This is a genomic window from Bradyrhizobium sp. USDA 4449 (genome assembly GCF_054056275.1).
In genome coordinates this window covers 870,956-893,519 of sequence record NZ_JBSRYD010000001.1, presented here as the reverse complement: position 1 = coordinate 893,519, position 22,564 = coordinate 870,956, and the positions used below count along the sequence as shown (strand labels likewise).

The following is a 22,564-nucleotide window of genomic DNA, read 5'->3' as shown; positions in this document are numbered from 1 at the left end:
AGGGGAGGGTGTGAAGGACACATCTCCATGACCAAACCCAAAGTTCTCATTTCCGACGCGCTCTCCCCCGCTGCCGTGCAGATCTTCAAGGACCGCGGCGTCGAGGTCGATTTCCAGCCCAACCTCGGCAAGGACAAGGACAAGCTCGCCGAGATCATCGGCAATTACGATGGCCTCGCGATCCGCTCGGCGACCAAGGCGACTGCCAAGATCCTGGAGAAGGCGACCAATCTCAAGGTGATCGGCCGCGCCGGCATCGGCGTCGACAACGTCGAGATCCCCGCGGCCACGGCCAAGGGCATCATCGTGATGAACACGCCGTTCGGCAATTCGATCACGACCGCCGAGCACGCCATCACCCTGATGCTGGCGCTCGCCCGCGAGATTCCGCAGGCCGACGCCTCGACCCAGGCCGGCAAGTGGGAAAAGAACCGCTTCATGGGCGTCGAGATCACCGGCAAGGTGCTCGGCGTGGTCGGTTGCGGCAATATCGGCTCGATCGTCGCCGATCGCGCGCTCGGCCTGCGCATGAAGGTGATCGCGTTCGATCCGTTCCTGTCGCCGGAGCGCGCCAAGGATATCGGCGTCGAGAAGGTCGAGCTCGATGACCTCCTGAAGCGCGCCGACTTCATCACGCTGCACACGCCGCTGACCGAGAAGACCAAAAATATCATCGATGCGGCCGCCATCGCCAAGATGAAGAAGGGCGTGCGCCTGATCAACTGCGCCCGCGGCGGTCTCGTCGACGAGCAGGCCGTGGTCGATGCGCTCAATTCCAAGCACATTGCGGGCGCCGCCTTCGACGTGTTCGTCGAGGAGCCCGCGAACACCAACGTGCTGTTCGGCCATCCCAACGTGATCTGCACGCCGCACCTCGGCGCCTCCACCACGGAAGCGCAGGAGAACGTCGCGCTGCAGGTCGCCGAGCAGATGTCGGACTACCTGCTCACCGGCGCGATCTCGAACGCCGTGAACTTCCCCTCGATCACGGCGGAAGAAGCGCCGAAGCTGAAGCCCTTCATCGCGCTCGCCGAGAAGCTCGGCTCGTTCGCCGGCCAGCTGACCGAAAGCGGCATCCTCAAGGTCGAGATCACCTATGAAGGCCACGTCGCCGAAATGAAGATCAAGGCGATCACCTCGGCCGTGCTGTCGGGTCTGCTGCGGCCGATGCTGGGCGAAGTCAACGTGGTGTCCGCGCCTGTTGTCGCCAAGGAGCGCGGCATGGTCGTTGACGAGATCGTGCGCGCCGCCCAGAGCGATTATGAGAGCCTGATCACCGTGACGGTCGCAACCGAACGCCAGGAGCGTTCGGTCTCCGGCACCGTCTATCATGACGGCAAGCCGCGCCTGGTCGACATCAAGGGCATCCGCGTCGACGCCGAGTTCGGCAAGTCGATGATCTACGTCACCAACGAAGACAAGCCCGGGTTCATCGGCAGCTTCGCCGGCCTGCTGGGCGACGCCAGGATCAACATCGCGACCTTCCATCTCGGCCGCGTCGAGCAGGGCGGCGACGCCATCGCACTGGTCGAGGTCGATGGCGCGGTGCCGGCGGACGTGCTCGCCAAGGTGCAGGCGCTGCCGCAGGTCAAGCAGGTCAAGGCGCTGACGTTCTGATCCTGCTCTCGCTGTCGTCATGGCCGGGCTCGTCCCGGCCAATCCACGTCTTACCGCGCGGCACGAGCAACGTGGATACCCGGGACAAGCCCGGCATGACGAATGGATGGAGTGACGTACAGATGGATATTCCGACCCGCGGAACAACGTCGCCTCTGTGACCGGAGGCGACGTTTTTGTTTTCCGCAGGCGGTGATCTCAGTGTACCAATGCCGTCAGAACGCACCAACCAAGCATTCGACAGGGAGAAAACAATGCGTGAAGCCGTCATCGTTTCCTATGCGCGCACCGGCCTCGCCAAGTCAGGCCGCGGCGGGTTCAACATCACGCCGCCGATGTCGCTCGCGGCGCACGCCATCCATCACGCTGTGAGCCGCGCCGGCGTCGAAAAGGACTATGTCGAGGACTGCTATCTCGGCAATTGCGCCCATGGTGCGCCGAACATCGGCCGCCAGGCCGCGCTGCTCGCGGGCCTGCCGAAGTCGACCGGCGGCGTCTCGGTGAACCGCTTCTGCTCCTCGGGCCTGCAGACCATCGCGATGGCCGCCAACTCGATCCGCTCCGACGGCGCCGACTGCATCGTCGCCGGCGGCGTCGAGAGCATCTCGATCCCCGGCGGCGGCACGCCGAAGGAATCGATCGATCCCGATTTGCTCAAGACCGCGCCCGACATCTTCATGGCGATGATCGACACCGCCGACATCGTCGCCGAGCGCTACAAGCTCAGCCGTGAATATCAGGACGAATATTCGCTGGAGTCGCAGCGCCGCATGGCCGCGGCGCAGCAGGCGGGCAAGTTCAAGGACGAGATCGTCCCGATGAAAACCAGGATGAAGGTCGTGGACAAGGCCACCAAGGCCGAGAGCATCGTCGATTACGTCGTCGATCGCGACGAATGCAACCGTCCCGAGACCACGCTTGAGGGCTTGGCAAAGCTCGAGCCGGTCAAGGGCCCGGGCAAGTTCGTCACCGCCGGCAATGCCAGCCAGCTCTCCGACGGCGCCGCTGCCGTGGTGCTGATGGAAGCCAAGGACGCCGAGAAGCGCGGCCTCGAGCCGCTCGGCCGTTTCGTCGCCTGGGCAGCGGCCGGCTGCGAGCCTGACGAGATGGGCATCGGTCCGATTTTCGCCGTGCCGAAGCTGTTGAAGCGCCATGGCCTCAGGATCGACGACATCGATCTCTGGGAGCTCAACGAGGCCTTTGCCAGCCAGTGCCTCTATTCGCGCGACAAGCTCGGCATCGATCCCGCCAAGTACAACGTCAACGGCGGCTCGATCGCGATCGGCCATCCCTTCGGCATGACCGGCGCCCGTCTCACCGGCCATCTGCTGCAGGAAGGCGCCCGCCGCAAGGCCAAGTGGGGCGTCGTCACCATGTGCATCGGCGGTGGCCAGGGCGGCGCCGGCCTGTTCGAGATCTACAGCTGATCTGAACGCAGGACCGTAAAAGGCACGGCGCGCGCGAGCGCCGTGCCTTTTTGTTGCGCATCCCGGCACGCTGATCGGAGAACGTCTCAGAGCCGCGAAAGGCCTGTTGCCGGACTTCGACGCGCGCGCATCGCTTCGAGCGCTCGCAAACCGCGGGGATGATCGCATCATGTATATTGCAGGCGAGCCCAGGGACCGGCTGGGCGTGAGCGCCGTGCTGGTGCGCCCGGACGGATTCGTCGCGTGGGCCGATGACGGCGCAATCGATGAAGAGGAGATCGCCCGAGCCGCAGCGCGATGGTTCGGCGAATGAAGGTCCGGCTGTGCACTCTTGCGTGCATTCTCTGTGCACCCTTGCGTGCATTTGGTCACAATGCAAGTAGTCTTACGTGCCCGCAAATTAACGGAAATTTCTACACATAAGCGCTTTCATGAACCGCATCAGTCACAAACGATATTGCGATTACGATGCGGATTTTCCCTCTTCGGCTTACACACAAGATCACGGCCATCGGCGTCATCGGCGTTGTCGGTGTCGTCCTGATCGGCAGCATCCATCTCTATGGCGAGCGGGCGATGGGCGTCTATCGCGACGCGGCCGAGAACGCGCGCACGATTCACGAGCTGAACAGCAGGATCGCCATCGAGCTGCTGGAAGGACGCCGGGCCGAGAAGGATTTCCTGCTGCGCAGCGATGCAAGCAAAGCCCAGCGCCAGATCGAGATCGGCAAAAAGGTTGCCGTCGACATCGAACAGCTTCGCGACCGGATCGCGGCGATCGGCAAGCCCGATCTGGCGCAGGAGATCGACGCGATGACCGCCTCGCTGAAGACCTATCAGGCGCGTTTCGCCGCGGTCGTCGAGGAGCGGCAACGTCTCGGGCTGGATGAGAATTCCGGCCTCGAAGGCCGCCTGCGCGCCTCCGTCCACGAGATCGAGAGCAAGGTCGATCAGCTCCATGATTCCGCGCTCAAGGTGATCATGCTGATGATGCGCCGGCACGAGAAGGATTTCATGCTGCGCCGCGACCCCAAATACGGCGACGAGATGAAGAAGCGTAGCTCGGAATTTTCGGACGGCATCGATGCCGCTGCCATTCCCGACGCGGCAAAGACCGAGCTGCGCCAGAAGCTCGCCGACTATCAACGCGACTTCTCCGCCTGGATGGTGTCGGCCCTGAAGCTCGCGACGGAATCGAAGGGCATGTCGGAAGCGTTCGCAGCGGTCGAGCCGGTGATCGAGCAGGTCTCGAAATCGGTCGACACCATGCGCGCCGAGGCCGACCGGCTCAACGATGCCGAGCGGAACGCCATCCAGTTCTGGATCGCCATTGCAATCGCGCTGATCGCGTCCGGCGTGCTCGGCCTCGGCATCTTCATCGGGCGCTCGGTCTCGAAACCGCTGTCGGCGATGCGGGTGGCGATGATCGAGCTCGCCAAGGGCAATTTCGCCATCGTGCTGCCCGGGCTCGGCCGCCCCGACGAGATCGGCGAGATCGCGCAAGCGGTCGAGACCTTCAAGATCAATGCCGAACAGAAAGCGCGCGACGAAGCCGAAGAGAAGATCAGGCAGGACAGGCTCGCCGCCGAGCGCCGCCGCGCCGACATGATCCGGATGGCCGACGATTTCGAGGGCGCGATCGGCGAGATCGTCGAGACGGTGTCGTCGGCGGCGACCGAGCTCGAGGCTTCGGCGACGTCGTTGACGACGACCGCGAGCCGCTCGACCGAATTGGCCACGCTGGTCGAGGCCGCCTCGGAAGAGGCCGCGACCAACGTGCAATCGGTGGCGTCCGCGGCCGAACAGTTGGCCGCTTCGGTCAACGAGATCAGCCGCCAGGTGCAGGCGTCCGCACGCATCGCCGGCGAGGCCGTCAGCCAGGCCGGGCAAACCAACGATCGCGTCGGCGAATTGTCGAAGGCAGCCGCGCGCATCGGCGACGTGGTCGAGCTCATCAATGCGATTGCCGGCCAGACCAATCTCTTGGCGCTCAATGCCACCATCGAGGCGGCGCGCGCCGGCGAAGCTGGACGCGGCTTCGCCGTCGTCGCCTCCGAGGTCAAGGCACTGGCCGAGCAAACTGCAAAAGCGACCGGCGAGATCGGTCAGCAGATCGCCAGCATCCAGGGTGCCACCAACGAGTCCGTCGGCGCGATCAGGACCATCGGCGGCACCATCGAGCGCCTGTCCGAGATTTCGTCCACGATCGCGGCCGCGGTCGAAGAGCAGGGCGCCGCGACCGGCGAGATCTCGCGCAATGTGCAGAGTGCGGCGGCCGGCACCTCGCAGGTCAGCGCCAACATCAGCAATGTCAGGCAGGGCGCGGTCGAAACCGGCTCGGCGTCGTCGCAGGTGCTGTCGGCGGCGAGATCGCTGTCGGGCGACAGCAACCGGCTCAAGCTCGAGGTCGGCAGGTTCCTGGATACGGTGCGCGCGGCGTAAACGCCTAGCTCGTCATGGCCGGACTTGTCCGGCCATCCACGACCTTTTTTGCGGGACCAAGAACCTGGATGCGCGGGACAAGCCCGGGCATGACGGTGGAGACAGGCTTACGCCCTCACGCCCGCGCCACGACAGGCGCGAAGGTCACTTCGATCAGCGTGCCCGAGCTGCCGGCGCTCTTGATGTTGAACTGGGCGTGGTTGGCTTCGACCAGCGCCTTGGTCAGGGACAGGCTGAGCGCGGACTTGTCGGCGGCATCGCCGGGCGGTGGCGTGCGGAACGGCGCCATGGCGGCGGCGACTTCACTTTCGCTGAGGCCGTGGCCGGTGTCGCGGATGCGCAAGCACACCTCGCCGCGGTCGGACAGCGCGGTCGAGACGATGACCTGGCCGCCGGCGCTCGCAAGCCGGATCGAGTTCGAGATCAGGTTCATCGTGACCTGGCGCAGCGCGCGCGCGTCCGCCGTCACCTGTGGCAGCGCATGCGCGAGCGAGGTGCGGATGATGATGCGCTCGCGATTGGCTTGCGGCTGCATCACGGCGACACAGGCCTCGACGAGATCGTTGAGGTTGAGGTTGGCGAAGGCGAGATCGAGCTTGCCGGTCTCGATCCGCGACAGCTCCAGCAAATCGTCGATGATGGCGATCACACGCTCGCCGGAGGCGCGGATGTCCTTCAGGTATTCGCCATAGCGTTCGTTGCCGAGCGCACCGAAGCGCTCTGATATCATCACCTCGGCAAAGCCGATGATGGCATTGAGCGGCGTGCGGATCTCGTGGCTGATCCGCGCCAGCATGTCGGCTTTGGCGTTGGCGGCGCCCTCGACCAGGCGTCGCGCCTGGGTCAGCTCGCTCTCGCCCTTCTTGCTCTGCGAGAGATCGCGGAACACGGCGAAGAAGTTCGGGCCATCCGGCCGGGTGCGGCCCATGATCATCGCGAGCGGCAGCACGCCGCCGTTCTTCTCGCGGCCCAGCACCTCCCGACCATGGTCGAGCAGGCTCGCGATGTCCTGGCTCTTGAGGCTGTCGAGATAATCGACGACGACCTGCTGGCTCTCGGGCGCGAACAGCGTCACCAGATTTTGCTGCATCAGCGCCTCGCCGTCATAGTCGAACAGCGCCTCGGCGCTGCGGTTGCAGGCGTGGATGTTGCCCTCGGCATCGAACATCACGATGCCCTCGGCCGTGGTGTCGAGGATCGCGGCGAGATCTTCGGCGTCGGCGTCGCCGGCCTCGGGCGCGAGATCGGGCGTGTAGGGGAAGGTTTCCGGGACGATGGTCTCTGTGACGACAGTCGGCGCGACCATGACGGGCGCGGCTTGCGGCGGCGCGCAGATCAGCGCATGCGCGCTGGCGCCGTCCCAGTCGATCGTGTGCAGATGCGCGTCCGTCGTCGCGAGCGGCTGCTCGCCATTGGCGATGGTGGCGCTGATCGTCACCGGTGTGCCTGATTGCGACCTGCTGCTCGCGGACGAGACGCCCGGCTCGACATAGAGCGCATCGAGCCCGCCGGCATCTTCCAGCGCGGCCAGGCTCGGATAGCCGATGCGGGCGAGGAAGGCGGGGTTGGCGTAGAGCAGGCGATCGAGCCGGTAGATCAGCATGCCCGTCGGCACCAGATCGAGCAATGCACGGTCGCGCGTGCTGTGGCCGTGCGCGGGCGGCGCGGGCTCGGTCAGCCATTCGGCAGCGGCTACGGCCGGCGGTGCTTCTGGCGCGATCGACGCCTTCGGTTCGGCTGCGGTTTCGTCCGCCGCCGGCTCGACTGCTGCCGATGCAATCTGTTCGCGCTCGCGTTCAAGTCGCTCGGACAATTGCCGCGCAAGCTCGTTGAACGCGCTGTTCTCGACCGGCGTCAGCATCGGCGATCTCGGGTCACCTTGTGACTTCTGGTCACCTTGTGACCTGAGGTCACCCGGTGCGCGGAACGGCACGACATTCGGAGGCGTTTCCACTGGCGTTTCCGGATCGGTTGGGTGTGAATTCGCTTCGATGAAAAGTGCTGAAGGTTCGGGTTCACTGGCTGTCGGCGGTTCTGGCTCGCCCGGCGGCGATGCCTCGAGCGGCGGCGCCTCCGGGTCCGGATCGGGCTCGACCACATCGGCCGAAACGCCGTGCTGCGCGACCGGCTCGGCCAACAGCTCGTAGCGCCTGAGGGCATCGAGCCGGTTGAGGCCGTCGAGATCGCGGCAAACGCCAAAGCCCTTGAAGCCCGCAAAGTTGCGCGTCTGGTCGTAGACCGGCAGGCCCGCAAGCTCGACCGGCAGGTGCTCGCCGCCATCGGCCGGCCAGTTCACGGTGATGCCGGCCCAGGTATCGTGGCTCGCCAGCGCCTGCGCGACGCGGCCATCGGGATCGAGCGCAAACTCGTCGGCGATCTCGCGCCAGGGCCGGCCGAAGCGGTTCGCGGTGTGCGCGCCGATCAGGCGGGTGAACTCGCTGGCCGCGAGCACAAAGCGTCCCTCCGCATCGATCTGCCAGAGGAAGCGCAGCGGATGCTGGCGCGGTGTCTCCGCGTGTTCAGACCGCGGCGGCGCGTGTCCGGATTGCGGCTCGGCCATGTGGCTCGTGATCGACGCGGCTTGCGGCGGCACGATGGCTGCGGGCGGGTTTTCAACCGGGGCCTCCGCTGCATCCGCGATCATGTCCTGGACAGGCTCTGCGGTCGCTTCCTTCACGGCATCGGGGATCGCGACGATCTCTGCCGCCATCTCGCTTGCGGGCGGCTCACGCGCGATCATCTCGGCCGGATCAGGCGTTTCGTCCGGCTCCGCGAACGGGTCGAACAACGGGATTCCAGCGTCGGGCTGGTTCGCCGGCGGCATCTCCGTAGCATGCGGCATCGGTTCAGGCACCACCTCCGGCACGGTCTCGCCCGAAGCTGCCGCTTGCGCGCCCGCCGGCTCGATCAGCGCGACGAGACCGACATCGGCCCCGGCGCCGACCCGTTGCAGCACCATCTTGCCGATGCCGACGGGCATCTCGGCGCGGCCTTGCGCCAGCGCATCGCGGCGCGCCTGTTCGAGCCCGGCCTCGCCGAGATCGCGAAAGCCGAGCAGGGCGCGCGCGGCTTCGCTGGCGCCGATGAACAATCCGTCCGGCGCGAACGCTGCCATCGGCACGGCCGCGCCGTCGACGAGACGAAGCAGCCGCTCGACCAGCGGCATGCTGCGCGCGCCTGTCACCATCGCGGTGATGAGCACGCCTTCGCCGCCGTCGGCGAAGGAGAGCCGCGCGCAGGCGCAGGTCATCAGCGAACCGAGCCCGGCACCAAAACCGCGCAGCCGCTCGAGCCTGATCGCGCCGCTCGCCGGCAGCTGGCGGGCGAGCCTGATGACCTGGCGGCGATGGCTGTCGGCCGGTCCGAATCTCTTTTGCGCGAGCGCGGCCGCGTTCGCCGCACCGAAGAATTTGGCGCCGACCGCGTTGGCCCACAGCAGGCGCGAACCGTCTGATGACCAGAGCCACGCCGGCAGCGCTGAGGTCGCATGCACGGACAACCGGGGATCGCCGACGCCTCGCAACTGGAAATCCGAATTCGTCATCCGACCGGCTTGGTTCTCGCTGTCACGCGTCACGTCGGCTTGCCGGAATGGCAGCCTTAAGAAAGGGTTAGTATCGCGCCCGGGCGTGGGCAGGTCCACGGCCGAGCCTAGCCTGAGAGCCCTAATGCCGCGATAACCTTAATGTGGCCGAACCCGCAAGGCGCAGTGCGGCGGCATCCGCAGGATTCGGGCGAAGGGAGTGGAAACGGAAAGAGCGGTGCTCGCCACCGCAACCCTTGGTTCCCAACCCTGGGAACCTCGCCTTCCGGGATTAAATTCTCGCAATGCAGCTCGATGTCGCATTGCGCTGCACAATGTTGACATGTTAGGCAGCGATAGTACTGCCGCTGGAACGATCTATCTCGTTTGTTTTGCGTTTCCAGTCTTCGTTCCCGCCATTCGTAACAAGAAATGGCCCCGGTTGGCCGGCGGGCGCGCCAGAAGGCTCACTCCATTTTTTCATTATCGAGAGGGACCAACCATGACAGGTGCGACTGATCCGTTTTCTGCCTCGATCATTCCGTTCGAGGTTCCCGAGCAGATGCGTGCGTTCGCCGAAAAGGGCGTTTCGCAGGCCCGCGAGAACTACGCCAAGTTCAAGGACGCCGCTGAAACCCACAACGGCACCGTCGAGGCCGTGTTCGCCTCCGCCAGCAAGGGCGCGAGCGAGTACACCGCCAAGCTGATGGAGTTCGCGAAGGCCAACACCACGGCCCATCTCGACTTCACCCAGGAGCTGCTCGGCACCAAGTCGCCGACCGACGCCTTCCAGCTCTGGACCGGCCACGCCCGCCAGCAGCTCGAGACTTTCCAGGCCCAGGCCAAGGAGCTCGTCGAGCTGACCCAGCGCGTCGCCGCCGAGGCCGCCGAGCCGATCAAGGCCAGCGTCGCGAAGTTCTCCCATCCCGCGGCCTGATCAAAACGGCGGATCGAGCAAGTCAGGAAACCCGGGCGCCCAGCGGCCCGGGTTTTTTCTTCACCTCTCCCGCTCGGCTCGCGGGAGAGGCCGGGAGAGGGCTCTCTCCTCCAGGGGAATCTCGCCGCATGCGGTCAAGGTGAGCGCAACACCCTCGGGGGCGCCCCGAAGCCCGATTTGATCGCGCCGAAGGTGCTTTACCCCGGTTTTTCCTCCGTTTGCGGCCTTGCCAAAAACCCCGGTTGCACCTAGTTTCCGCCCCGTCCAGCCCCCCTCGGCACGGCCCTCTCAGGGCGCCCCCCAAGGCGCGGCTCGCAAGGATGCAGTTGTAGCTCAGTTGGTTAGAGCGCCTGTCTGTGGAACAGGAGGTCGGTGGTTCGAGCCCACCCAACTGTACCACCGTTGCGGATAACTCCGCATTCTCAGCATCTTATTGATAGACCAGCAGGATTTGTGCCGCCTAAAATACAAAAGGCGCTACAAATGGCATTGCGTATGGTCGGTTTGAATAGAGCTTCTGATGGTCGGTGGCTTGCCCGCAAAGGTATCCCCGAGGACGTTCGCGAGGACTATCAAAGGCTCTACGGGACCAAGCGTGAAGCTCATCTGAAACTCGCAGCCGACACGCCCCGGCATGAAGCGAAGGCCCGCCTCGGCGAGTGGGAAGCAGAGGTCGAAACGCGCATCGCAACCTTGCGAGCGCAAAGGAACGGCGGGGGCCAACCACTCACGAGGCTCAACGCGATTGCTCTCGCGGGCCGTTGGTACAACTGGTTCCTAAAGCAGCATGAGGACGAACCGGGCCGCGCAGGCCATTGGCGGGAGCTAGGCGACCTTTGGGTGTCGGAAGTGCTGCTGCCCCATAGGCCCGATGACCACGAAGAGCACCACCACCGCTACAACGATTGGGAAAAGGCCCCGGAGGCTCGCGAGGCAGTGCGGCCACAAGCCGCCGAGTGTGCGCGGGTGGCGACGTTTCTCGCCAGCGAGGGAATGGCGCTCAATTCCAGCGCCTATGCTCTCTTTGTGGATGCAGTTAGCGACAACCTACTGCAAGCGCTTTCGGTGCTAGAGCGGCGCGCCAATGGCGATTACTCTCGTGACGATACGCCGGACAGCTTCCCGCCGTTCACAGAGGGGCAAGTCCGCGCGGCAGGCGTGAGCTGCTGGGAATTGTTCGAGGCTTTCGTTACTGCGACAAAGCCCGCACCTAATACCGTGTCACGCTGGCGAGCCGTATTCCTCGAAATGCAACGCGAGTTTGCCGAGGTGGGGGCGGATGGGATCACCGAGGACGCTGCGCGCAAGTGGGTGCATGGTCTGATCACAGAGAGGCGTACAGCGATCACCGTCCGGGAGATTTGGCTTTCAGCGTCGCGTCGAGTGTTTAGTTGGGCGCGTGAGCACAAGCGCGTTCGCCAAAATCCCTTCAAGGAAGTCAAGGTTGACGTTCCCCGTAAGGTGCAGACGCGCGAAGACGGCCGCAGCTTCACCGCCGCAGAGGCCAGCATCATTCTGAAAGCCAGCCTTGCGTATAAGAAGCCCGTCACGCCAACCGAGAGGACGCGCCGTTGGGTACCTTGGCTGTGCGCGTACTCGGGCGCGCGGTCAGGTGAAATTACTCAGTTGCGCGGCGGCGACATTGAAGAACGCAATGGATTTTACGTAATGAAGCTGACGCCCGAGGCAGGCACGCTCAAGACTGGAAAGCCGCGCGTTGTGCCAATCCATGAGCACCTGATCGCTCAGGGCTTCATTGAAATGGTGCAGCAGGTTGGGAACGGGGCGCTGTTTTACAATGACAAGACGCCCCAGAACAAAAGCAATGACCCTCTGAAGCCGTCGCGTTCTCGCGCCGACACTGCTCGCGCTCAATTGGGAACATGGGTTCGTGGATTGGGGGTTGATGATCCTGAACTCAGCCCTAACCATGCTTGGCGCCACCTCTTCAAAAGGACGGGTGATGAAATTGGGATGGCGGAGAAAATGAACGACGCTATCACAGGACACACGCAGGCGACCGAGGGGCGCAAATACGGCGCGCCGACTGCGGTGGCCATGCACGAAGCTCTCAAGAAATTCCCGCGATACGCGCTGGATTGAACGTGTAAGCCCTCGTTTGGACAGGTCGCGTGTCCGGCCACTGGGGGCAACGAAGCGTACACGCGGCAACACCAAAGAAAATTAAGGAAGCCCATGAAACGGAAAGCAATTGTGACGCTGATGCTTGCGGGCCTCGCGCTCTCCGCGTGCGTATCTGAGGAGGAGATGGCCGCGCGGAGGCAGATGGCACAAGCCAACAGGGAAAAGCAGTGCGCTTCCTTCGGATACAAGCTGGGCACGCCCGATTACAGCAAGTGTCTCGAAAGCCTGTATCTGCAGGATCAACAGCTAGCCGCTGCGGACGAAGCGAACCGGCGAGCACGTATGCACGAGGTGGGGCAGAGGCTTCAGCAGGCGGGCGCTGCAATGCAGAGCATTAACCCGCCTACGGTTCACTGCACCACCATGCCCAATGGCATCGGCGGCACTAACACGACCTGCCAATAGGGAAAAATGGCCGCACCGGGCTCCCGAGAGAAAGCTGTGTGCGGCCCTAGTCTTGCTATGCCGCCTTCACGAGATAGCTTTTCGATCCCCGACCGACGCCGGGAAGGTAGCTTACCTTTCTCTCCCTGAGTGCCTGTGAGGCCGGGTGTTCGCTGTCGTTCAACATTTCACGTAGTTTCTTCACACTGCTGAGCTGTAGGTCGCGTTGAATAACGGTGAGGGAGACCGGGCCGGGCGCCTGCTTCTCCATATAGGAAATAAGTCGAGCGTGAGAGCTACCGATGCGAGGCTTCTTCTCCTTCGGGGCGTCCAGTGCGAAGGCCCAGTCTGTCACCTTGATCTCCGGCATATCGGCCTTAATATCATCAAGCACCGCGTCACCTAAGGAATCCTTGGGCAGCACGATAAAGATGTCAGCAGGAGGACAGCGGCCTTCAGCATCGATCACTTGTCGGCAGCAGATGCGGTTGGCAGCTTGGATCACCGACACGGACATCTGACGTTGTTCCATCGTCCTCCGAACGTTCTTGTATTGCTTCCACTCCGGCGATTGCAGCCATTCGTCATCCTGTGCCCCTTGCAGCGCGCAGAACATGTTGGTGGCCCACGTCTGAGGTAGGTAGGGCAATCCAAGGATCACCGCCGTATCGCAGTCCTGCCATGTGTTCCGACCGTCTACAGCGCCCCAGTGCCCGACTGAGCACTCCCTGAATGGCAATTTCTCAACCCAGCTTTTGCCTCCGTTCTTCGGCTTCTTCGTGATGACGGCCTCAACATCTTTGTGGACGCACAGGAACACCGAGCGTTCTGGACCGATGGCTTTTTCGAGACCCTTCTTGATGCGGGGCAGGCGCTCATTGATCCTGTCAGTCATGGTGTTCTTTCCGACGCCGCCGCCCCGAGCCACATGGAGCGTTACGCGGGTGTAGTCTCGCGTATGGCTGGGGACCGGAATCAGCCTGTGGTGCTCTTCAAATAGGTCCCAGAGAAAGTTAGCTCTGGCGGTAGCATCCAGCACCACAGGTCCAGGGGCGTCCAAGGGAACGGCTAGGGACGCTGTGTTGATCGAATGCCAATCACCTGAGCGGGAGTAATAGGCGAACTGCTCAAGACACGTCTGCACCGTCGTGATGGTGTCCGCTACACGTTCGGCTAGTTGGGTTCGGTCCTTGGTGCTGCTCTTGGCGTACACAATCTTATCATAGGGCAGCGCGCTCATCGCCAAGATGAAGGGGGCGAAGTCTACAGCAACCGGCGCTCCCCCTTCTCCCCAGATCAGCGACATGGGACTTGCGTGATCAGAGTCGGCGAAGCTAACAAGCACACGATGCACCTGTTCGAGAACGCCAACCTGCTCTGGGAATGCGGAGCGCAATTCCGGTGGAATGAGGCTAATGACAAAGCCCAGGTTCTCGGTGGTTGCGTTGCTTTCATCGACTACGTTGGCCAGCGCCTCATCGATAACACTGAGGTGCCTTTCTCCACCACGCCAAGACACCAAGCGGTCCCAAGATTTCCAATCGCGCCCCTTGGTTTCACGCTTGGCTGCAATGAATGCCGTGTGGGTGATGACCACAACATCACTAGCGTGTAGCTGCTCAGGCGTAGCGTAGCTGTCGGAATGATGCACGACAGCCACATCACGTCCTGCCAAGGTGTTGATGGCATTCCGTATCGTGTTGGCGTCCTCCTTCAGCCGCGTAACGATGAGGATACCCACGGGCTTTAGTTGGGTGCCTTCGGCCTCGTGATTGAGGCCCGCTTGCATGGCCGCGTAAACACAGGTGCCTTGGGTTTTGCCTGTGCCGGTTGGTGGTTGTAAAATGCGCCAAGGTGATCGAACGCCGATGGCAGATTCCACTGTTGCTAGCTGGAAGGTTTCGCCCATGATGCGCCATAGGGCCATCAAGGCTGGTGATGAGTGGTGCCCTAGATGTGGAGCCTCAAGAGGTTGTCCTCAGTCAGACCGAGGCGGCTGATCGGGGTTTGTGACTTTATACCACCATGAGGCCGGTGCCAGTTGTATCGATGCAGCCAGATCGGCAGCTCTTGGGCGCGGCGATTGGAGGTTGGATAGGCTTTGGCATAAGCCCATTCCCGTAGTGCGGTTTGGATGAAGCGCTCTGCCTTGCCATTCGTTCTCGGCGTGTAGGGTTTGGTGCGGATGTGCTTGATGCCCAGGTCGCGGCACGCCTCGCCGAAGGCGTGAGATCGGTAGCAACCGCCATTGTCGGTCATGACGCGCGTGACGGTGACCCCAAGGCCTCCATAATAAGCCACAGCCGCCTTGAGAAAAGACACCGCGCTGTCCACCGTCTCGTCCGGTTTGATCTCCGAGAAAGCGACGCGGGAATGGTCGTCAATGCAGACGTGGACGAACTCCCAGCCGACGCCTCGGCTCCTGTTTGGACCACTTGAATCGCCGGTGATGCGATGACCAACCCGCTCGAAACGCCCCAGCTTTTTGATGTCGATGTGAATGATCTCGCCTGGAGACTCACGCTCATAACGGCGCTCCGGCTCGGCCGGTTCAAGATCGCGGATCCGGTTCAAGCCCAAACGACGAAGCACTCGGCTGACCGTGGCTGGCGACACCTTGACCTCGATTGCGATTTGCTGGCCGGTGTGGCGCTGCCGGCGCAAGGCCTCGATGGCGGTGCACGTGGCCGGCAGGGTTTGGCTCGGCGATGAATGAGGTCGAGACGAGCGGTCGAGCAAGCCAGCCACACCGTTCTCGCGGAAGCGCTTGACCCATTTGGCGACCGTCTTCGGCGTCGTGTTGAAAAGGTCAGCCGCGCCGGCCTGGCTCAACCCACCCTCGACCACGCTTCGCACCATCGCCTCTCGACCTTTGGGCGTCAAAGGCGCATTCTTGTGGACGTTCATCTGGTCTCTCCTTGGAACACTGAAGCTTCGCAACCTCAGCTTCCTCGGTTCAGACCAGATGGACAACCTCTTGAGAGACCACACCTAGACCAACAGTCCGGGGCGTGGTCCAGTGCTGGTTCATCCGATGGGCGAACTCAACAGGGCAGACAAGGGCGAGAGCGTGCTGCTCCCGAAGAAGAGCGGTGGTAGGGGTCATGGTGGGTGGTGTTCCTGATGGGACACGACAAGCCGATGGCTGCCCTTGGGGAGCAACAGGCGGTCGGCTTGTGAATGGGATTAGGGGATTGGTGGCGGTCGAGCGGCGCTTGCCGCGCCTGAATACCGACCTTGACAGAAAGCACCCCTCGAAAGCCCTAATAAGAAGGACATTAGAAGGTTCAGGGGGTCCTTTACGGACGGGGCAGGAATGTATCAGCGCGTAATGGAGAGCAGTCCGCTTTCCAAGGGCACAGGACTTACCCTGCCGATTTCACCTGGCGATTTCGACTAGCCCAGCACAGAGAGCAGGTTGCAGAAGCTTATTAGACAGTAATTGATTGCTGCTGTTATCTCCCTCTGCTGCTTTCTACGGGCCTCTGTTAGCAAGCTCATCGAGCACACCCTCAGCAGTACCCGTAGCTAATTGTAGGACGGCCGAGGGCGGTAGCCTCGTGTACTTCATGATGATAGCCAGCGCCGCCAGCTTGGCCCGTGTACCTGTGGGCCCAAAGGCCAGCCTGAAGGCTTCTCTGAGCACAGCTTCAGCCATCCCATCCTCTGTGTCTGGAACAGGGATGTTAGACTGCGCTGCTGCTGCCGAGGTTGCTTCTGCTGTTTCTGGAAGCACACTAGCATCCCTTAGGGTCTGGATGGCCCTATCGGCCTGTGTGTCAGCAATAGCCCAAAGGCGGTCAGCCTCCTCGCGACGCATCCCGTTGGGAATTCCCGTCCGCTTGAAACGATCAGGGTTAGCTTTGCGAAGATCCTCCCTTCTGCTGTCCCGCTCGGCCATCTTTGCCCGGTACTCAGGGTCCTGCCACTTAACCTTCATGGCCGCTGAGTGAGACGGTGGGTGGGCAGTCTTGCCTCTTGGTAATCGAGCCATTGTGTTCTCTGTGTTCCTTTCTAACGCCGCTGGAGCGCGGCTGAGTGCGGTGTGTGGTTGCTGATCTTGGACAAGCATCACCTGACAGCGAACCCGAGTGGGTGCTGTGATTGGTTGGTCATCTGTGATGCTGTTGTGCTGTGCGCTGAGAGGGAGCTAAGGCCCCTTCCTCTATGCGTAAGCATGTTCATCGGCTAAGTGCTTGAGTCTGTTGCTTTCAGCCGGATTGATACCTTGCTGTAGTACGTGGGCCCGAAAAACAGTCATGCATTTGAAATCATTTAGTTGTCGGCGTTTGGGCCCCATGCTGCCCGTTGGGCCCCTACGGTACTCTCAGGAAAGCACCGCCCTGTTTAGCTGAGCAGAGGCCAAAGCCTTTAGCCCGACCTTTTTGAAGCCACGGGGGCGCAAAATTTCCGGCAGGGGCCCCAGGTCGGCATCGGAGTCCCGTAGCTAACGTTCCGGGCCGCAATGCGTGAGGGCGCTCCTTGCTGTACAGCGTAAGTGCGTTTGTCCGCTAAGCCGCTGGATTCGCTTGCGGCCATTGGTCTTTGCGGCCCGCTCAGCCCCGCTCAAGCACGTTAGCTACGGACTGCGCATACCAGCGTCCGCCGCGTGCCGTGGGTATTCCTCGTGCATTGAGCGCCTCAGCAATCTGCCGCAGCGTGCTCGCACCGGCCTTCTGGGCTTCGCGGATGATGGGGAGTACATTGGCCGCATAGCGATCAGCCTCAGCCTTCACAGCCTCCACAGCGCCGTTGCGGGCCATGTGGAGCCTTGGGTTGCCTAGCGTAACCCCACGGGCCTTAGCAGCCGAGAGAGCCTGACGGGTGCGCGTGGAGATGAGCGCGCGTTCCTTCTCGGCCAATGCGGCGAACAGGTGCAGGACGAAAGGATCAACGTCAGGCCCGAGTTCAGCGACCACAAAGGGCACCTTGTGGGCCATGAGGCCCGAGATGAAATGAACGTCTCGGCTGAGCCGGTCCAGCTTAGCTACAGCTACGTGGCACCTGAGCTTCTTTGCGGCAGCGAGGGCCGCCTTCAGCTGTGGTCGGCGGTCAAGAGCATCAGCGCCCTTGCCAGTTTCCACCTCCACAAACTCGCGCACCACAGTGAAGCCCTCAGTCTGAGCGAAGTGAGCCAGCGTCTGCCGCTGCGCTTCTATGCCCAACCCTGAGCGCCCCTGCTGGGAAGTCGAGACACGAATATAGGTGATTAGGTTGCGTTCGGTCATCACAGCAGCCTCCGAAGGTCGACTGTAAAGAACCTTATCGTCCATTTAGATTATTTACGACCTGCCTTTCGGAATCCCTCTGATTCCAATTTGCATACCTCGACTGAGACAGTGGCCGGCTCGGTCGTAGGGCGATCCCCCGCGCTAAAGTACGGGGGCAATCGCAGCGTCACCCCGCCTTTTTCATCTTATAAATCTTATGCAAAGTACTCATAAGATGGCTCAAGAATCATAAGCTGGCGCCCCTGTCGAATCGGTTGCATAATTGTCATGCTTCAATTGACGCGCCCAGGTTAGTTGTCTTAGCTCGTCTTATCGAGAACGGGATAAGATTACTAAGATGGACAGCGTTACAAACCCCTATGCACCCGGAGCAGGCAGCCAGCCTCCCGAACTTTCTGGAAGAGACGAAATTGTCTCGCGGACCGAAACAACGCTGGCGCGGGTGAAAGCAGGCCGCCACGCAAAGAGCTTTATGCTCGTGGGCTTACGGGGCGTTGGCAAAACGGTTCTTCTTAACAGGATCGCCTCTATCGCCCAGACCAATGGATACACGGCAAATGTTATTGAAGCTCCCGAAGGAAAATCGCTTCCAGAGCTCCTGGTCCCATGTCTTAGGAAGGTCCTATTCCAGCTCGACACAAAAGAGAAGGTCAACGTCACGGTCAAGCGTGGGATGATGATCCTTAAATCCTTCGCAGGTGCGGTGAAGGTGAAGGTTGGCGAACTTGAGCTAGGCTTAGACATTGATGCCGAAAAGGGCACCGGTGACAGTGGCGACCTCGACACCGACTTGGCTGATTTGTTCGAGGCAATCGGCCATGCCGCAAAAGCAAGAAGCACCGCGGTCGCAATCATCATAGACGAGCTTCAGTACATCAAAGAGGAGGAATTCAGCTCGCTGATTATGGCAGTGCATCGAATTTCTCAGAAACAACTCCCGTTGATCGTAATAGGAGCTGGCTTACCCCAACTGGTTGGATCGGCAGGCAAGGCCAAATCCTATGCCGAGCGACTTTTTGACTACCCTGTTGTGGATGCATTGAATCCTAAGGACGCCGAACGCGCCCTCCAAGAGCCTGCGAAGCGAGAGGGGGTGATTTGGCAGCCTCAGGCTCTCAAGCTTGCTGTGCAGCTGACTCGCGGTTACCCCTACTTCCTTCAAGAATGGGGATATCATTCTTGGAACGCTGCAAAGGCCGGATCGGGGAAAATTTTAACTCGGGACGTAAAGGCCGCAAGCGACACCGCGCGAGCGAATTTAGATGATAGCTTTTTCCGTGTGCGATTTGATCGCGTTTCCCCCCGAGAGAAAGAGTACATGTTCGCCATGGCCGCCTTGGGACCTGGCGCTCATAGGTCTGGAGACATTGCCACCGAATTGGGCGTGAACGTAGAGAGCGTTGCGCCCGTGCGTAGCTCGCTCATCAAGAAAGGGATGGTCTACAGCCCTGCCCACGGGGACACGGCATTTACGGTTCCAATGTTCAACGAATATCTGATCCGGATAAACGCGTCGTCTTCGTCCGGAAACTGACAAGCCGGATCGGCCTTAGCGATCCACTCGCAGCTCTTACTACGCTCGGGTTTTCACGCGACAACCCCGCGCATGGACGGACAGGCAATTCACATGTCATTGTCTAAGAAGAAACGTTACGTTCAGACCAAATTCACCCCGGACGTATTGCGGGAAGCACTTCGACGAATGGGGCCAGAAGACACGATCAAAGCGATACAACTGGATGTCGATGAGAGCAGCGACATCGGATGGTCATTCTCCAATCTAGATGAATTTTTTGCCGCCTATCGGGCGGTCGACGTCCAGAATGCTGATTTTGTCTTCCATGAATTAGGCGGCGAGAAGAGCCTCTCCGTTTCTCTTCTGTACAACACGACGCGAGTTAGGGTTCGGCAAAGTTCACGAAGTGAGGTAGAGCACATTTTTGAGGTTTTCGAGAGCGCGGCGAGCGATTGTAAGTTACCAGCAGCGAAAACGGAGCAGTTTCTTCGGGAGAAACTTGCGATTTTTGTAGGTCATGGTCGCAATCCAGCTTGGCGAGACCTGAAAGACCATCTGAGCGACAAGCATGGCTACAATGTTACTGCGTACGAGACCGGCCCCCGCGTTGGATTGCACATTGCTGACGTGCTCGAAACGATGGAGGACGAGGCGAGCTTCGCAATACTGGTCATGACGGGGGAGAACGAGGATCAGCATGGTGGTCTGCACGCACGAGAGAACGTCATTCACGAGGTAGGGCTGTTCCAAGGCCGCTTGGGTTTTCGCCGGGCTATAGTTCTTCTGGAGGATGGGTGTGCAGAGTTTTCTAACATTGCGGGCGTGCAGTACATCCCTTTCGCCAAAGGAAACATCAGGGAGACATTTGGCGAAGTCCTAGCGACCATCCGACGTGAGTTTGATCCTGAAGGAAGATGATAGCGGTGCCCCTCGCGAGCGAGGAAAGGGCCATTGCTATAAAATACAAAACTCGGATACAAAGCGACGGCGCGCGAGTGCAAATTCTCAAGGTTTTTCAGTGCTGATGGTGCCGGTTCGCGGTTCCCACCCAACTGTACCAATCGCGTCAGATCGAGATCATCGTCAGATATTGACACCTCGCCATCGGGCGCGCCGCGCAGATCTGCGCAGACTATCCTTCGCTGAGCGCTGATCACAGCGCCGGCGCTCGCCGGCCGACCGCATGCGGTTACGCCGCGCGCATGTCTTCCAGGAACTTCCCGACCTCGAGCTTGAGACGGCCGGAGTCTGCGGCGAGCAACTGGGCGGTCGCCAACACCTGCGAGGAGGCGGAGCCGGTCTCGCTCGCGCCGTGCCGGACGTCGGTGACGTTTGCGGAGACCTGCTGGGTGCCGTTCGCCGCCTGCTGCACGTTGCGGGCGATTTCCTGCGTGGCCGCGCCTTGCTCTTCGACGGCGGCAGCGATGGTCGAGGAGATCTCCGACAGCTTCTCGATCGTGCCGCTGATCTCCCTGATGGCGCCGACCGATTCCTGTGTCGCGGACTGGACGCTGGTAATCTGTTGACGGATTTCCTCGGTTGCCTTCGCCGTCTGCTGCGCCAGCGCTTTCACCTCGGAGGCGACCACGGCAAAGCCGCGGCCGGTATCGCCGGCGCGCGCCGCCTCGATGGTGGCGTTCAGCGCCAGCAGATTGGTTTGGCTGGCGATCGAGTCGATCAGTTCCACGACGTCACCGATCCGACCCGCGGCCTGCGACAATTCGCTGACGCGTTCATTGGTGCGGCAAGCCTGCTCGACTGCGTCTCCGGCGATGCGTGCGGATTCCTGAACCTGGCGGCTGATCTCGTTGACCGAGGAGGTCAGCTCCTCGGTGGCGGAGGCTACCGACTGCACGTTGGCGGAGGCTTCATTCGAGGCGTCCGCGACAGCCATCGTCAGCACCTTGGACCGATCGGCCGTGGTGTTCAGTGTGCCGGCGGAAGCCTCGAGTTCGGTCGCTGCGGACGAAACCGTGTCAACGATCTCGCTGACCATGGCCTCGAAATTGCGCGTGATGGTGTCGACGCGGCGACTGCGCGCGATCTGCGCTTCGGCATCACGCGCGGCTGCCTCGTCCGCGAGTTTCTTCGCGATCAACGCATCCTTGAAGATCTGGAGCGCGTTCGCCATGGTCCCGATCTCGTCCCCGCGATGTCCGTCCGGAATTGCAACATCGAGGTCGCGGTCGGCAAGCCGCAGCGTCGCGCCCGTCAGTCGCGTCAGCGGGCGGATGACCTGGCGCATCACCGCGACGACCACTGCGAGCGAGGTGGCGAGTACGACGAAGAGAGCCGCAAGCGCCCAGACGAGCCGCGTCTGCGCCTGCGCGATCGCGGCGTCATTGGCCTTGTGGGCGAAGCTTAAGGCGGCGTCGCGCAGACCCAGCACACTGTTCAGGACGGTCCCCCAGTCGGCCTCGCCGACCGGGGAGGGACGGCCTTCGCGTGCGGCCGCGGCGACGTCACGAAACCGTGGCTCGCCTTCATCCATCAGCGTCGTGCGCACCTGCTTGATGGCGTTCACGAGCTCGGGCGGATCTCCGGCATTGTGCACACCTTGCTCGATCTGCTTCCAGATCAGCGCGACCTGGCCGCTCAGTTCGGTCGCTTCGACGATCTGTGCCGCAGACAGCGGTTGTTTACGGACCAGAAGGCCGAGCACGGCCGCACGGGACCCGTTGATCGCGCGCATGCCTTGCGCTCTTTGCGCGAGTTCTGCCGACGGCAGCAGATTCTCGATGTCGCTTCCGGCGCGCGACAGGCTGATCAAGGCTTCGCTTGTCGCCGCCGTGAGCGCATCGACCGCGCGGGCCAGACCGTCGACGATGGTCGCCTGGCTGTTGGCGGGGCGCTGCGCCTTGGGCTGCATCGCCGCCTGACGCGCGACATTGCGAGTATTCTGCAAGGCTGTTTCGGCGGCTTCGATCGATCCCACCGGCAGCTCAGCCGCGCGAATGGCCTGCTTTGCGGCACCGATCGCGTCATCCGTGGTGGCGACTGCCTTGTCCAGAGCGGACAGGTTCTCGGGCGTGGCAGCGTCGGCCAGACCCATGACCACGAACCAGGCGGAGCGTTCGGCCGGGATCCGGCTGTTGGCCTTCATCACCAGCTCGAATGCGGACAGCGCGCGCGCCGCGGCCTCGCTCTTGCGGAGATCGCCCCATCCGTTCCAGGCGATTGCCGCCGCGAAAGCCACCGCGAGAAGACTCGTGATCAGATTGCCGACCAGCAACCGCCATCGCAGGCTGATGCCCTTCTGTCGACCGACGGATGAGCGTTCCGGAAAGGAAAGATCTGACATCATGGCACCAGGCAAAACCGCGCGATCATCTGCGGTCACGA

Annotated in this window: 15 protein-coding genes and 1 tRNA gene; 10 read left to right on the top strand and 6 right to left on the bottom strand. The window is 62.0% G+C overall.

Features of this window, described 5'->3' with window-relative positions; genetic code table 11:
* The first annotated feature begins 27 nt into the window (after positions 1–27).
* From serA to ACVIIW_RS04150, 4 genes are all read left to right on the top strand, one after another.
* Positions 28–1,617: a phosphoglycerate dehydrogenase gene (gene serA, locus ACVIIW_RS04165; protein ID WP_092239881.1), complete on the top strand. Its 1,590-nt coding sequence runs from the start codon at positions 28–30 to the stop codon at positions 1,615–1,617.
* 254 nt (positions 1,618–1,871) lie between these two features.
* On the top strand, positions 1,872–3,044 hold the full coding sequence (locus tag ACVIIW_RS04160) for a thiolase family protein (protein WP_456699572.1): 1,173 nt from the start codon (positions 1,872–1,874) through the stop codon (positions 3,042–3,044).
* Positions 3,045–3,114: 70 nt separating this feature from the next.
* Positions 3,115–3,357 carry an aromatic-ring hydroxylase C-terminal domain-containing protein gene (locus ACVIIW_RS04155; RefSeq protein WP_456705086.1) on the top strand — a complete coding sequence of 81 codons (243 nt, stop codon included), beginning with the start codon at positions 3,115–3,117 and terminating at the stop codon, positions 3,355–3,357.
* A 155-nt stretch (positions 3,358–3,512) separates the two neighbouring features.
* Positions 3,513–5,486, top strand: coding sequence for a methyl-accepting chemotaxis protein (locus tag ACVIIW_RS04150; RefSeq protein ID WP_456699571.1), 1,974 nt, complete (start codon positions 3,513–3,515; stop codon positions 5,484–5,486).
* 115 nt (positions 5,487–5,601) lie between these two features.
* Here the strand turns inward: ACVIIW_RS04150 and ACVIIW_RS04145 are convergent, their stop codons facing one another.
* On the bottom strand, positions 5,602–9,030 hold the full coding sequence (locus ACVIIW_RS04145) for a PAS domain-containing protein (protein ID WP_456699570.1): 3,429 nt from the start codon (positions 9,028–9,030) through the stop codon (positions 5,602–5,604).
* Between the two features lie 481 nt (positions 9,031–9,511).
* Between ACVIIW_RS04145 and ACVIIW_RS04140 the strand changes: the two genes are divergently transcribed.
* The 4 genes from ACVIIW_RS04140 to ACVIIW_RS04125 all read left to right on the top strand — a co-directional run bounded on the left by ACVIIW_RS04140 (position 9,512) and on the right by ACVIIW_RS04125 (position 12,496).
* Positions 9,512–9,946, top strand: a complete 435-nt coding sequence (locus ACVIIW_RS04140; protein WP_456699569.1) for a phasin — start codon at positions 9,512–9,514, stop codon at positions 9,944–9,946.
* Positions 9,947–10,268: 322 nt separating this feature from the next.
* Positions 10,269–10,345: transfer RNA gene (locus ACVIIW_RS04135), tRNA-His, on the top strand.
* A gap of 84 nt (positions 10,346–10,429) precedes the next feature.
* Complete coding sequence (locus ACVIIW_RS04130) at positions 10,430–12,049, top strand: hypothetical protein (protein ID WP_456699568.1); 1,620 nt, start codon at positions 10,430–10,432, stop codon at positions 12,047–12,049.
* A 93-nt stretch (positions 12,050–12,142) separates the two neighbouring features.
* Positions 12,143–12,496, top strand: a complete 354-nt coding sequence (locus ACVIIW_RS04125) for a hypothetical protein (RefSeq protein ID WP_456699567.1) — start codon at positions 12,143–12,145, stop codon at positions 12,494–12,496.
* Between the two features lie 55 nt (positions 12,497–12,551).
* Here the strand turns inward: ACVIIW_RS04125 and ACVIIW_RS04120 are convergent, their stop codons facing one another.
* The 4 genes from ACVIIW_RS04120 to ACVIIW_RS04105 all read right to left on the bottom strand — a co-directional run bounded on the left by ACVIIW_RS04120 (position 12,552) and on the right by ACVIIW_RS04105 (position 17,703).
* Positions 12,552–14,384 carry a hypothetical protein gene (locus ACVIIW_RS04120; protein ID WP_456699566.1) on the bottom strand — a complete coding sequence of 611 codons (1,833 nt, stop codon included), beginning with the start codon at positions 14,382–14,384 and terminating at the stop codon, positions 12,552–12,554.
* Between the two features lie 41 nt (positions 14,385–14,425).
* Positions 14,426–15,382, bottom strand: a complete 957-nt coding sequence (locus ACVIIW_RS04115; protein WP_456699565.1) for an IS481 family transposase — start codon at positions 15,380–15,382, stop codon at positions 14,426–14,428.
* A 568-nt stretch (positions 15,383–15,950) separates the two neighbouring features.
* Positions 15,951–16,415: a hypothetical protein gene (locus ACVIIW_RS04110; protein ID WP_456699564.1), complete on the bottom strand. Its 465-nt coding sequence runs from the start codon at positions 16,413–16,415 to the stop codon at positions 15,951–15,953.
* A 616-nt stretch (positions 16,416–17,031) separates the two neighbouring features.
* Complete coding sequence (locus ACVIIW_RS04105) at positions 17,032–17,703, bottom strand: recombinase family protein (RefSeq protein ID WP_456699563.1); 672 nt, start codon at positions 17,701–17,703, stop codon at positions 17,032–17,034.
* 340 nt (positions 17,704–18,043) lie between these two features.
* Here ACVIIW_RS04105 and ACVIIW_RS04100 point away from each other — a divergent pair, with 340 nt between their 5' ends.
* Both ACVIIW_RS04100 and ACVIIW_RS04095 read left to right on the top strand, forming a co-directional pair.
* Entirely contained in the window at positions 18,044–19,240 is a 1,197-nt protein-coding gene (locus ACVIIW_RS04100; RefSeq protein ID WP_456699562.1) for an AAA family ATPase, read from the top strand.
* A gap of 72 nt (positions 19,241–19,312) precedes the next feature.
* The gene (locus ACVIIW_RS04095) at positions 19,313–20,140 is read left to right on the top strand and encodes a TIR domain-containing protein (RefSeq protein ID WP_456699561.1); all 828 of its coding nucleotides are present in this window, start codon (positions 19,313–19,315) and stop codon (positions 20,138–20,140) included.
* A gap of 271 nt (positions 20,141–20,411) precedes the next feature.
* On the opposite strand, the gene ACVIIW_RS04090 is transcribed toward ACVIIW_RS04095, so the two are convergent.
* A complete protein-coding gene (locus ACVIIW_RS04090) occupies positions 20,412–22,523 on the bottom strand; it encodes a methyl-accepting chemotaxis protein (protein WP_456699560.1) in 2,112 nt (703 codons plus the stop codon).
* Between the last annotated feature and the right edge of the window lie 41 nt (positions 22,524–22,564).

What these genes read in the sequence shown, in the direction of transcription:
- serA (WP_092239881.1), top strand. Translation starts at nt 28, where the DNA reads ATGACCAAACCCAAAGTTCTCATTTCCGACGCGCTCTCCCCCGCTGCC.
- ACVIIW_RS04160 (WP_456699572.1), top strand. Translation starts at nt 1,872, where the DNA reads ATGCGTGAAGCCGTCATCGTTTCCTATGCGCGCACCGGCCTCGCCAAG.
- ACVIIW_RS04150 (WP_456699571.1), top strand. Translation starts at nt 3,513, where the DNA reads ATGCGGATTTTCCCTCTTCGGCTTACACACAAGATCACGGCCATCGGC.
- ACVIIW_RS04145 (WP_456699570.1), bottom strand. Translation starts at nt 9,030, where the DNA reads ATGACGAATTCGGATTTCCAGTTGCGAGGCGTCGGCGATCCCCGGTTG.
- ACVIIW_RS04140 (WP_456699569.1), top strand. Translation starts at nt 9,512, where the DNA reads ATGACAGGTGCGACTGATCCGTTTTCTGCCTCGATCATTCCGTTCGAG.
- ACVIIW_RS04130 (WP_456699568.1), top strand. Translation starts at nt 10,430, where the DNA reads ATGGCATTGCGTATGGTCGGTTTGAATAGAGCTTCTGATGGTCGGTGG.
- ACVIIW_RS04125 (WP_456699567.1), top strand. Translation starts at nt 12,143, where the DNA reads ATGAAACGGAAAGCAATTGTGACGCTGATGCTTGCGGGCCTCGCGCTC.
- ACVIIW_RS04120 (WP_456699566.1), bottom strand. Translation starts at nt 14,384, where the DNA reads ATGGGCGAAACCTTCCAGCTAGCAACAGTGGAATCTGCCATCGGCGTT.
- ACVIIW_RS04115 (WP_456699565.1), bottom strand. Translation starts at nt 15,382, where the DNA reads ATGAACGTCCACAAGAATGCGCCTTTGACGCCCAAAGGTCGAGAGGCG.
- ACVIIW_RS04110 (WP_456699564.1), bottom strand. Translation starts at nt 16,415, where the DNA reads ATGAAGGTTAAGTGGCAGGACCCTGAGTACCGGGCAAAGATGGCCGAG.
- ACVIIW_RS04105 (WP_456699563.1), bottom strand. Translation starts at nt 17,703, where the DNA reads ATGACCGAACGCAACCTAATCACCTATATTCGTGTCTCGACTTCCCAG.
- ACVIIW_RS04100 (WP_456699562.1), top strand. Translation starts at nt 18,044, where the DNA reads ATGGACAGCGTTACAAACCCCTATGCACCCGGAGCAGGCAGCCAGCCT.
- ACVIIW_RS04095 (WP_456699561.1), top strand. Translation starts at nt 19,313, where the DNA reads ATGGACGGACAGGCAATTCACATGTCATTGTCTAAGAAGAAACGTTAC.
- ACVIIW_RS04090 (WP_456699560.1), bottom strand. Translation starts at nt 22,523, where the DNA reads ATGTCAGATCTTTCCTTTCCGGAACGCTCATCCGTCGGTCGACAGAAG.